Genomic DNA, 10,785 nt, shown 5'->3' with positions numbered 1-10,785 from the left:
CCTCTTTGGGAGCGGTCGGCGTTTAGGCGCCGTTGTCGAAAAGCCTCCAAAGCCGGGACCCCTTGAGGGTCCCGGCTTTTTGTTACTTGGAAGATTTCGGATGCGTTCGGGGCGGAGGGCCCCGGAACGGCGTCGAATATTCGGAAAAAGAGGTGTCGGTATGTCGGGTAACTCGGATTCCAGGTGGGGTGTGTGTTGTTCCGTCGCGTTCGTGTGGTTTGCAACGCATTTCGGCGGAGGGTTCGCCAGCGGAAGGCAGTTGGTCGATTTTTACGTCAAATATGGGTGGTACGCGGTGTTTACCCCGATCCTGTCGGTCGGGCTCATCGCGCTGGTGCTCTGGTGCGCGTGGCAGTTTGCGGTCCGGCACGGGGTTTATGATTATCACAGCTGGAGCGTGCGGTATTTCGAGCCGTTGGGTTGGCTGGAGCCCGTATTCTCCATGCTGATCGAGGCCATGTACCTGATCATCCTCCTGCTCGCGACGGGGGTCGCCTTTGCGACGGGCGGAACGGTCCTGAACCATATCTTCCCGGACATTCCCTATCATGTGGGCACCGTGGGGCTGGCCGTCCTGATCCTCTCCCTCACCATCTGGGGGTCCGGGACGGTGCGCAAGGCCTCCACGGTCATGTCCCTGCTGATCATCGCGGGGATGCTGGTCATCTACAGTTCGAACCTCGTCGCCAACTTCCCGCGGCTTCTTCAGGTGATGCGGGAGCTCCCCGAGGCCGAGGGCGGTTTCTGGCCGGCCCTGTGGCAGAGCGTCAAGTACGCGGCGCTCCAGTGTTCGCTGGTAGGTGCCTACACCGCAGTGGCGGACGGACTCAGGACCGCCCGCGACGTGAACCGCACCACGCTCCTCGGCTTCTGCGTGAACGCGGGAATGCTGACGCTCGCCAGCGTCGGAGCCCTTCTTCACTTCCCCGCCATCCTCTCCGAGCGTGCCCCGGTGACCTACATCACGCAGCATGGGGGCGGTGGAGCGCTCGGCGTGGTCCTGGTCTCCGCGCTCATCCTGCTGGCCGTGGTGTCGACCGGTGTCGGCCTGATCTACGGCAGCACCCGCCGCATCACCGCGTGGTGGAGCGCCCGAACGGGAAGGCCCGCCTCCCGGAAGGTGGACGTCGCCGCATCCGCGGTCTACGTCGTGGCCTCGTGGTGCGTGGCCAGCTATGGGTTGATCCCCCTGATTGCCAAGGGGTATGCCTGGGTTGGGGCGATGTCGGCCCCGTTGATCGTCGCTCCGATCCTCCTGGTAGCGTTCTGGCGGGTTCTGCGCACGGCCCGGACGCCGGCGGTGGCGGCCGAGGGATAGAAGGACCGTAGAAGTACGCTTTCGAGGGGAGCCCGGTCGGGCTAAAGTGGATTCTATAACAAGCGATCTCGGACAAAGGGGGATGTTTACGGAATGTCGATCATGACTTTAGTCGTGCTGGGGGCCATCGCCCTGGTGGTGGTTTCCCTTGTTGTCCAGGCCATTCCTGCCCTGGTGAAGGTTCTGCTCATTGGGCTGGCGGTCGTCGGGCTGCTCTACGCGGGTCTGAAGGTCTACAAGGGCGGGCTGTAGCCGTTTCACGCGGAAACGGCCGGGGTCGGGGCTCCTTTCCGACCGCGGCCGCCCCACGAAAAAAAGGACGGGCCCGTCGCAGGGGCCCGTCCTTTTTTGTACGCGTTACCTCAGGCGGTTCTGCGAGGGGGCCAGGGAGCCCTGAATCTCCTTCGTGGGGATCTCGAACGTGCAGGTCCCCATGGAGTAGGGCGCCACGGTCCCCTGGTTGAAGACGAGGACGAGCTTGCCGCTCTCGATGTAGAAGGGCTGGTCCTTGCCGATTTCGAAGTTCTTCTCCAGCTCGTCCAGGAAGTAGGACTTCGACTCGTCCTTCTTCATCTGCTCCTTCATCTGGGCCTTGACAATGCCGCTCAGGACCTTGGAGTAGCCGTCGTCCTTGAAGAGGTCCGAGAGGGCAAGCTCCCGGCCGGTTCCGAGGTCGATGGTCTCGTAGCGGACGACGGTCTCGGACGAGGCCATGGCCTCGGTCCTGCTGTGCTCCAGCGTCAGCAGACCGTCCCCGTACGCGGCCACCTTGCTGACGGCCGTCAGCGCATAGTTCTTGGACCCCTCCGCCTTCAGCTCCGCCATCTTCGACATGAAGTCCCTGTAGAGGGCCACGGAGGCCTCCAGGCTGCGGGCGTTCACCGCCGCCTCCAGATCGGCGTTGCCCGTCCCGACGAGGATCGGGATCTGGATCGAGGCGTCGAACCCCTCCTCCTGGTGCGTGAGCATCGAAAAGGTCAGCGAGGGAGCGACGTCCGGGCTTGCCGCGTAGGCCATGCTCCCGCCGAAGAGGAATGCCGCCGCGGTCAGCAGCGCCGCCGCAATTTTGAACCGACTTCCGATCATGTTAAAAACTCCTTTCCTGAATGGGCCGCGCCGCAGGTAAACGGCAAAGAGGCCCTTCTCCAAATACTACGCGTTTCAGTGTAACGTCGATTCCTTTGAGGGGAAGGAGGGGTTGTACGGGGTATTCGCTCGGTAGAAACGACGGAAGTGCGGCATGGAACGGGAGCATCTGCTACAATAAAAACAGGGAATGGGTTGCGCCGAGGATGGGTTCGAGGCCGTTCGGGCCGGTCTTGGCGAGGTTTTTTGAGGGCGGCGGAGGGGAGGTGGGCCGCGTGACCTGATGTCCGAATGCCGTTTGAGTGGCCCTGCGGGGAGCGTCGCTCTCCGTTCGATCCGCGTGTCGTTTTTCCGTTGTCTCCCCCGCGGCGGCGGGCCCGCGCCCCGCCGCATTCGCTTCATTGCTTGAATGGAGGTCGGTTCTTATGGATAAGCTGCTGACGTCCCGCCATGGGCCCTGGGTGACCGGCGGGATTCTGGGGCTCCTCGCCGTGCTGCTGGTCAAGCTCGGCAACCCCGGCAACATGGGTTTCTGCGTCGCCTGCTTCACGCGCGACATCGCCGGCGCGCTGGGCCTGCACCGCGCGGCCGTGGTGCAGTACCTTCGCCCGGAGATCCCGGGCTTCATCCTGGGGGCGTTTTTCTCCTCCCTGGCGTTCCGGGAGTACTCGCCCCGCGGCGGGTCCTCGCCCGTCGTCCGCTTCTTCCTCGGAATGTGCGCCATGTTCGGCGCGCTCGTCTTCCTGGGCTGCCCCTGGCGGGCCTACCTGCGCCTTGCGGGCGGCGATTGGAACGCCCTCTATGGGATCGGGGGCCTGATCGTGGGCATCCTGATCGGCATCGCCTTCCTCTGGAACGGGTTCAGCCTCGGCGCGGCCGAGCGCAACCCCAGGGCGGCGGGCCTCGTCCTTCCCGTGATGGCGGTGGCGCTGCTGGCGTTCGCCGTCCTCAAGCCCCTGTTCGGTCCCGAGGGGACGGGGCCGATCTTCTTCTCGGAGAAGGGGCCGGGCGCACAGCATGCGCCCCTGTATATATCGCTGGCCGTCGGGCTTGTCGTCGGCTGGTTGGCGCAGCGCAGCCGCTTCTGCACCGTCGGAGCCCTGCGCGACCTCTTCATGATGGGGGACGGGCACCTGTTCAAGGGGATCCTCGCTTTCACCGTCGTCGCCTTCGCCGCGAACTACGCCCTCGGCTACTTCCACCCCGGCTTTGAGAAGCAGCCCGTGGCCCACACTCAGGACCTTTGGAACTTCATGGGCATGGTGCTCTCCGGCCTGGCCTTCACCCTGGCGGGCGGGTGCCCGGGGCGGCAGCTCATCATGGCGGGCGAGGGCGACGGGGACGCGGCCGTCTTTGTCCTGGGGATGCTGACGGGCGCGGCCTTCGCCCACAACTTCTCCGCGGCCAGCAGCGGTGCGGGCGTCGGCCCCATGGGGATCCCGGTGACGATCATCGGGCTCGTGTTCTGTCTCGCCGTCGGGTTCGCCAGCCGGACCCGCGCGGCCTGAATCGGGAGGTGCGGGTCATGAGCGACTGCATTACGGTGAACGCCTCCGGGCTCTCCTGCCCCCAGCCCGTGATGGAGACGAAAAAGGCTTTGGCGGGTCTGAGTTCGGGGCGGGTCGAGGTGCTGGTGGACACCGCGACCTCGCGCGACAACGTCGCGCGGTTTGCGGAGAACAAGGGCTGGCGCGCGACGAAGGAGGAGCGCGACGGCGGGTTCCGGGTGATCCTGGAACGCTGAGCGGGAGAAATATCGTCTTGAGGTTACGGCCGGCTGGGGCAGGACGGAAGCACCCCGGCCGGCGTTTTTCGGCGGGAAGGGGAGGCTGGGGGGCGCCGCCGTGGTGGTCCCCCGTGTCTGTATGGGGGAGGGGTTTGTGATGGCAGATATTCTGGGGCGGGCCCGCTCGCTCGAGGAGAGGGTCAGGGGGTGGCGGCGGCACATTCACGCGCATCCCGAACTGGGCATGGAGACCGGGGAGACGGCTGCCTTCGTGGAACGGGTGCTTGCGGAGATCGGCGTCGGAAACGTCCGGCGCTGCGCCGAAACGGGGGTCGTCGCCCTGATCGAGGGCCGGCCGGGCAATCGGTGCGTGGGGCTGCGCGCGGACATGGACGCCCTGCCCGTGGAGGAGCGGAACGAACTTCCGTTTCGCTCGACCGTACCCGGGCGCGCGCACGTCTGCGGGCACGACATCCACACGGCCTGCCTCCTGGGGGCTGCCGAGCTGCTTCAGGGGATGAGGGATTCGTTCTCCGGGACGGTGAAGCTGATCTTCCAGCCCGGAGAGGAGGGGCCCGACGGCGCGGCCGAGATGATCGCGGACGGGGTGCTGGAGGGGCCTGGGATGGACGCCGTTTTCGCGCTCCACGTCTGGCCCGACCTTCCGGCCGGGATGGTCGGGATACGGCGGGGGGCGGTGCTGGCCGGGGCGCAGTCCATCCGCATCCGCGTCGCGGGGCGTCAGGGGCACGCGGCCCATCCGCACCGCTGCGTCGACCCGATCCTGATCGCCGGTCATATCGTCTGTGCGCTTCAGTCGGTGGTGTCCCGCGAACTTTCGCCGCTCGAGACCGGGGTCCTGACCCTGGGGCAGATCCACGGCGGAACGGCGGGGAACATCATCCCGGAAGAGGTCGTGATCGACGGAACGGTGCGCGCCCTTTCGAAGGACGTCGGAGCCCGCATCCTGGAGTCCGCCCGGCGCATCGTCGAGGGGACGGCGGCGGCACTGCGCGGCAGGGCGGTCCTGGAGGCTCCCATCGGGCTGCCGCCTGTGGTGAACGACGACGCCCTGTTCGATCGGATGACCGGGGTCTTCACGGAACTGTTCGGCACCGGGAGCGTCAGGACCCTGCCCGAGCCCTCCATGGGCGGTGAGGACTTCGCGCTCTTCCTGGAGCACGTGCCCGGCGCGCACTTCCGGCTTGGGGTGGGGGCGGAAGGACGCCCGGCCTATCCCCTGCACTCCCCGGATTTCTGCGCGGACGAATCGGGATTTTCCCTGGGGGTCGCCGGCCTGGCCGCCCTGGCTCTGGACGTGCTGGAAGGCCGATGAATACGGCTGAGGAACGGGGAAATCGGGTTCAGCGGGTCCTCCTGATCGTCCTGGCCTGCAACCTGCTGGTCTCGGCGGCGAAGATCGCCGTCGGGCTGGCCGCGAACCTCCAGTCCGTGCTGGCGGACGGCTTCCACTCGATCTCCGACGGGTTCTCCAACGTGATCGGGCTTATCGGGGTCGCGGCCGCGAAGCGTCCCAGCGACGAGGGCCATACCTACGGGCACTCCCGTTACGAGACGCTGGCGAGCCTGGCGATCGTGGCCCTGATGGCCTACCTCGGGATCTCGATTCTGGTGCGGGGCGTCCGCAGCCTGGGCCGGACCGATTTCCGCGTCCCCTCCGTCGGGGAGTTCGCGGCGGTAGCCGGGACCCTGCTCCTCAACATCCTCACGGCCTGGCTGGAGGACCGGGCCGGGCGGCGTCTGAAGTCCTCCATTTTGCGCTCGGATGCGCGGCACACCCTGTCCGACATCTTCGTCACCTGCGGAGTCCTAGTCTCCATGGCCCTGATCACCTTTTTGGGGGCCCCGGCCTGGGTGGATTCCGCGGTTTCGGCTGCGATCGCGCTGGTCATCTTCGGTGCGGCCTATCGGATCTTCAGGGAGGCCTCGGACGAGCTGACGGACCACATCGCGGTGGACCCCCGGGAGATCGAGGCGATCGTCCGGACCGATCCCGATGTCCGCGGGGTGCATAAAATCCGATCCCGCCGTTCCGGGGACATGATCTACGCCGATTTTCACGTGCAGTGCGACCCGGAGATGCCCCTGAGGGAGGTCCATGCCCTGACGCACCGATTGGAGGCGCTCCTGAACGAGCGGCTGGAAACGCGCATCAGCTGCGTCATCCACCCGGAGGCGGAGAGGAGAAGCGGGAGGAGCGATTGACGGAGTGCCCTCTGGATACAGGCTTGCGCTGTTCCCGGTAAGGTTGCCCTTATGGGCCGTATACTATATGTTTCCCGGTAGCAACAAGGCTATTGATATCGTCATAGGCGTTCTCCAGACGCTCCTGATGGTATTGAAAGTAGCCGTCGTAAATTTCCCCGGTAATGCCTTTCTCGTCCCACTCACGAAGGACATCGCCGGTTGAGCGGCCATATTTGCTTGCATATCGTTCTATCAGGAACAGAAAGAACTTCATTTCCTCCGTCATATCACTCACTCCTTAGATATGCCGAATTGCGGGGATCTCCGGTAACCCTTTCCGATTCCCACATGTCGAAAATCGCTCTCTCCGAGAATTCCCACATCGCCAGGTCCGCGTTTTCCAGCATGCTGTGTGTTTCCGATGTCAGGAATGTCCTTGCGGCCTCCATTTGAGCCATGCCATATTTATCCATGATGCGCTGAATGACGTTTTTGTTGTAGTAATCCAACGAAGAATTCCGCATCCTTGTCATGGAAGGTTCACCCCCCTGAAATTCAGCAGCACGATTGCCTCTTCGGTCTTGAATGTATACTGGTCCTTCAGTTTCTGCGGAAGAAGGCGCTTGATCGTCTCTTCCTCATCGTACATTCCATCGAGGTACAGGTCGATAACCGATGCTGTCCGGTCATCAGCGACGGGCCCGGATACGATATCCCAATCCACCGGGATCGGTTCGCCTTTTCTGTTCTTTACGACAAAGCGCAGCCATTCGACGTCAGGGGCGTTGAATCGCAGCATGCGAAGATGGCTCATCTCCGTTTCGTCGACTTCATAAACGCTGATATAAGAATCCTTCCGATGAAGTCTCAGCGCAGTCCTTTTCGCCCACTTCGCAGCCTGTTCCAGATCGCTTGTCGTATAGAAGCCCTTTCCGAAGTCAAGTTCCCTCTGAACCTTCAAAAGCCTTGGCTCTCTGACCTCTACATTGCTCCCATAATACAGGATCATAAACTCCACCGTCCCTTCTCACGCGAACGTCTTTTCCGGCATCGACTTCTTCTCGTTCACCAGCCTGTTTGAGAGAGCCCCGTACCTCCGGGCACGGGGCTCTCTCCGCAATTCGTGGGGCGGATGTGGAATCGGCGCGTGTTTTAGAGCATGTTGATGAAGATGCCCGCCAGGATGACGGAGGTGATCGTCACCGTGATGAAGCCGCCCACCAGCATCTTGGGCAGCATCTGCCCCATCAGGAAATCGTACTCCTCCCGGTTCTCCGCCAGTGCCTTGGAGGCCTCGTCCGTGAGGACGTAGTTGGGGGGAAATCCGTAGAGCGCGGTGAGCGAGAGCGCCATGGACATCGGTCCGGTGTAGCCAAGCAGCTTGCCTATCAGGACCGAGCCGACCAGCAGGCCCGAGACGCCGACGACCACGACGATCGCCAGAGGGTACAGGATCTTGAGCATCATGTCGGGGGTGGCCTTGTTCAGCATGCTCATGATGAATCCCATGATTGCCGTCAGGATGAAGCCGAAGGAGCTCGCCTTGAGCAGCGGCTTGCGCTCGACGATCCCCAGCTCCGCGGCGATGGCCCCGAAGATCAGGCAGATCACCAGCGGGTGCAGCGCGTAGGCGCCGTAGGCGGGGTTCAGCCCGATCAGCCAGCTTTTGAACGAGGCCGCGGCGTAGTCGGAGACGCACGCCACCAGGGCGATTGCCGCCAGGTGCGTGAAGGTCGTCTGGTACTTCTCGGGCAGCGGGGGCAGGAGCGCCTTGCGCTTGGCCTCGCCGTCCGACGCGACGGCCTTCGCAAAGGCGCCGGGGTTCTCCTTGCGGAGCTGGAGCAGGCGCTTGCCCTCGGACTTCAGGCAGAGCGCGGTCAGCGGGTAGCCAACGAATCCCTGGACGACGTAGATGACGGTGCCCAGCACCGCGAGCTCCGTCAGCCCCTTCTTGGCGGCGGCCTCAGCCATCATGATGGCGGCGACCAGGCCCCCGGAAAGAGGCGGAGTCCCGATGACGACGGCATCCCAGCCGATCAGGGCCTTGCCGACGGTGACGAGCATCGCCACCATGCCGCCCAGGGCGGCCGCGGCGATGGCGATGGTCTTCCACTCCGCGCAGAGCTCGCGGATGCTCATCAGCGTGCCCATGTGGACGATAATCAGGTACATGGAGATGGTCGCGACGGGATTGCCCATGCCCGCTTTTTCCGCGACGTCCAGCGGGAACCACCCGTACCAGAATCCCAGGAGGAACAGCAGGGCCGCGACGAACACGGACGGCACGAAGGCCTTCGTCTTCGTGGAGACGATCTCTCCGACAGCCAGGATGACGAGGACGACGAAAAAGCTCATGATGAAGGACATACGGAAAAACCCCCTTGACATATTTGCCGGAAAATACGGCATTGCATGATTATAACGCATGGGCCCTCGGTTTTCGGCGGTCCTCCCTCCCATGCCTCCGCCTCGGGAAAAAGAGGGAATGATTGGAAAGAGGGAATGAGCGGTACAATAAGGACGGGAAACGCGGGCCCGTCCCGAAGCGTCTTGCGCGTTCAGGCGGCCCGGAAAAGTCGATGGTAAAGGACGTGATGGCTTTGGATTCCAAAAAAACGCTGCGCTGGACGCTCTACTTCACCGGAGGCATCCTTATCGTACTGGGACTCTGGGCGATGACCTACCCCGTGGAGGCGCTGATGTCGCTGGCCTTCTTCCTGGGGGTCGGTTTCGTCCTCGCCGGCATCAATCACCTGGTCCCCTGTTTTTCGCTGCGCGGGGACCCCATGTACCCCCGATGGATGCTGGTTCAGGGGGTGCTGGACCTCCTGATCGGCATCGTCATGCTGATGCGCCTGGGGGTGACCGCCTTCATGATCCCCATCATGGTCGCGTGCTGGTTCTCCTTCACCGGCGTCGTCCGCATCGCGACCTCCTTCCGCCTGAAGTCCCTGGGGTTCGGAAAATGGTGGGCGATGCTTCTGAACGGCCTCCTGCTGGTGGTCTGCGCCTCCCTGATGCTGGCCTCGCCGTTCGTGGGCGGGATATCCGTCGCGCTGCTGATGGGGAGCGCCTTCGTCGCCTCGGGGCTCCTGATCGTGTGGGAGGCGCGCGGGATCTTTGCGTGAATGCGGCGTGACTCCGCGCACGTTCTGTGATATCTTTGCAAAGGCAAGTATGACAAGATAGTATTGGGGGCGCGTCCTTCGCGGGAGGCGCGGAGGGCCGCTTGCGGCAGGGTTGGCAGTGTGGGCCGTGAATCGATGTTGTCTGTGAATCGAAGGAGGTAATGTTATGGCCAGGGAACTGGAGAAGATCGAGAAGCTTTTGGGCAAGGATGCGGAGTTTTTGTTGGGGCACAAGTGCGCTACCGTGGATTCCGGGATGCTGTCCCTGCCCGGGCCCGACTTCGTGGACCGCGTCTGGTCGATTTCGGACCGTCCCGTCCCCGTCCTGCGCTCGCTGCAGGCGCTGTTCGGACACGGACGGCTGGCGGGTACCGGCTACATCTCCATCCTTCCCGTGGACCAGGGAATCGAGCACTCCGCGGGGGCCTCGTTCGCCCCGAACCCGATCTACTTCGACCCCGAGAACATCGTCAAGCTCGCCATCGAGGCGGGGTGTAGCGCCGTCGCCAGCACGCTGGGCGTCCTGGGGGCGGTCGCGCGGCGCTACGCGCACAAGATCCCGTTCGTCCTGAAGCTGAACCACAACGAGCTGCTGTCCTACCCCAACAAACACGACCAGGTGATGTTCGCCTCCGTGGAGCAGGCGTGGAACATGGGCGCCGTCGCCGTCGGGGCCACGATCTACTTCGGCAGCGACGAGTCCACGCGTCAGATCCAGGAAGTCTCCGAGGCCTTCCACCACGCCCACGAGCTGGGCATGGCCACCATCCTGTGGTGCTACCTGCGCAACTCCGCGTTCAAGACCAAGGAGAAGGACTTCCACGTCTCCGCGGACCTGACGGGGCAGGCCAACCACCTGGGCGTCACCCTCGAGGCGGACATCATCAAGCAGAAGCTGCCCGAGAACAACGGCGGCTACACGGCGCTTTCCTTCGGAAAGACCTCGAAGGACGTCTACGAGAAGCTGACGACCGAGCACCCCATCGACCTGACCCGTTACCAGGTGCTGAGCTGCTACGCCGGACGGGCGGGCCTGATCAACTCCGGCGGCGCGTCGAGCGGCGATACGGACATGGCCGAGGCGGTGCGCACCGCGGTCGTCAACAAGCGCGCGGGCGGCATGGGGCTGATTCTGGGCCGCAAGGCCTTCCAGCGCCCGATGAAGGACGGCGTGCAGATCATCAACGCCGTGCAGGACGTGTACCTGTCCAAGGAGGTCACGATCGCGTAAGACATTGCGAGGGTGAAAAGTTAGTTATTTTTTAGTTTGAATCTTGATGTGTTGGAGGCTTAGAAGAGAACGTTTTCTGACCGTTATT

13 protein-coding genes are annotated in these 10,785 nt (G+C 63.7%); 8 read left to right on the top strand and 5 right to left on the bottom strand.

What is annotated here, in order from left to right:
* Positions 1-160 precede the first annotated feature (160 nt).
* Positions 161-1,318, top strand: coding sequence for a hypothetical protein (locus tag Q0176_RS10760; RefSeq protein WP_299302780.1), 1,158 nt, complete (start codon positions 161-163; stop codon positions 1,316-1,318).
* A 93-nt stretch (positions 1,319-1,411) separates the two neighbouring features.
* The gene (locus tag Q0176_RS10755; RefSeq protein WP_299302777.1) at positions 1,412-1,570 is read left to right on the top strand and encodes a hypothetical protein; all 159 of its coding nucleotides are present in this window, start codon (positions 1,412-1,414) and stop codon (positions 1,568-1,570) included.
* A 105-nt stretch (positions 1,571-1,675) separates the two neighbouring features.
* On the opposite strand, the gene Q0176_RS10750 is transcribed toward Q0176_RS10755, so the two are convergent.
* Positions 1,676-2,404 (bottom strand): RsiV family protein, encoded by a 729-nt coding sequence (locus tag Q0176_RS10750; protein ID WP_299302774.1) that lies wholly within the window; start codon positions 2,402-2,404, stop codon positions 1,676-1,678.
* 425 nt (positions 2,405-2,829) lie between these two features.
* On the opposite strand from Q0176_RS10750, the gene yedE reads away from it, so the two are divergent.
* The 4 genes from yedE (at position 2,830) to Q0176_RS10730 (ending at position 6,356) form a co-directional block, all read left to right on the top strand.
* Positions 2,830-3,912 carry a YedE family putative selenium transporter gene (yedE, locus tag Q0176_RS10745; RefSeq protein WP_299302771.1) on the top strand — a complete coding sequence of 361 codons (1,083 nt, stop codon included), beginning with the start codon at positions 2,830-2,832 and terminating at the stop codon, positions 3,910-3,912.
* 17 nt (positions 3,913-3,929) lie between these two features.
* Positions 3,930-4,148, top strand: a complete 219-nt coding sequence (locus tag Q0176_RS10740; RefSeq protein WP_299302768.1) for a sulfurtransferase TusA family protein — start codon at positions 3,930-3,932, stop codon at positions 4,146-4,148.
* Positions 4,149-4,287: 139 nt separating this feature from the next.
* Entirely contained in the window at positions 4,288-5,466 is a 1,179-nt protein-coding gene (locus Q0176_RS10735) for a M20 family metallopeptidase (RefSeq protein ID WP_299302765.1), read from the top strand.
* A complete protein-coding gene (locus Q0176_RS10730) occupies positions 5,463-6,356 on the top strand; it encodes a cation diffusion facilitator family transporter (RefSeq protein WP_299302762.1) in 894 nt (297 codons plus the stop codon). Before Q0176_RS10735 ends, Q0176_RS10730 begins: the two co-directional genes overlap by 4 nt.
* Positions 6,357-6,405: 49 nt before the next feature.
* Here the strand turns inward: Q0176_RS10730 and Q0176_RS10725 are convergent, their stop codons facing one another.
* From Q0176_RS10725 to Q0176_RS10710, 4 genes are all read right to left on the bottom strand, one after another.
* Complete coding sequence (locus tag Q0176_RS10725; RefSeq protein ID WP_299302759.1) at positions 6,406-6,624, bottom strand: DUF3791 domain-containing protein; 219 nt, start codon at positions 6,622-6,624, stop codon at positions 6,406-6,408.
* A 1-nt stretch (position 6,625) separates the two neighbouring features.
* The gene (locus tag Q0176_RS10720; RefSeq protein WP_299302757.1) at positions 6,626-6,847 is read right to left on the bottom strand and encodes a hypothetical protein; all 222 of its coding nucleotides are present in this window, start codon (positions 6,845-6,847) and stop codon (positions 6,626-6,628) included.
* A gap of 20 nt (positions 6,848-6,867) precedes the next feature.
* Positions 6,868-7,347 carry a DUF3990 domain-containing protein gene (locus Q0176_RS10715; RefSeq protein ID WP_299302783.1) on the bottom strand — a complete coding sequence of 160 codons (480 nt, stop codon included), beginning with the start codon at positions 7,345-7,347 and terminating at the stop codon, positions 6,868-6,870.
* Positions 7,348-7,490: 143 nt separating this feature from the next.
* Complete coding sequence (locus tag Q0176_RS10710) at positions 7,491-8,705, bottom strand: hypothetical protein (RefSeq protein ID WP_299302754.1); 1,215 nt, start codon at positions 8,703-8,705, stop codon at positions 7,491-7,493.
* Between the two features lie 233 nt (positions 8,706-8,938).
* Here Q0176_RS10710 and Q0176_RS10705 point away from each other — a divergent pair, with 233 nt between their 5' ends.
* Both Q0176_RS10705 and Q0176_RS10700 read left to right on the top strand, forming a co-directional pair.
* Entirely contained in the window at positions 8,939-9,466 is a 528-nt protein-coding gene (locus Q0176_RS10705) for a DUF308 domain-containing protein (RefSeq protein WP_299302751.1), read from the top strand.
* A 166-nt stretch (positions 9,467-9,632) separates the two neighbouring features.
* Positions 9,633-10,697, top strand: coding sequence for a class I fructose-bisphosphate aldolase (locus Q0176_RS10700; protein ID WP_299302748.1), 1,065 nt, complete (start codon positions 9,633-9,635; stop codon positions 10,695-10,697).
* Positions 10,698-10,785 lie beyond the last annotated feature (88 nt).

Origin of the sequence: uncultured Fretibacterium sp., from assembly GCF_938040765.1 — a bacterium.
GTDB lineage: Bacteria > Synergistota > Synergistia > Synergistales > Aminobacteriaceae > CAJPSE01.
The sequence above is the reverse complement of the archived record's forward strand: the minus strand, read 5'-3'. Positions and strand labels throughout refer to the sequence as shown.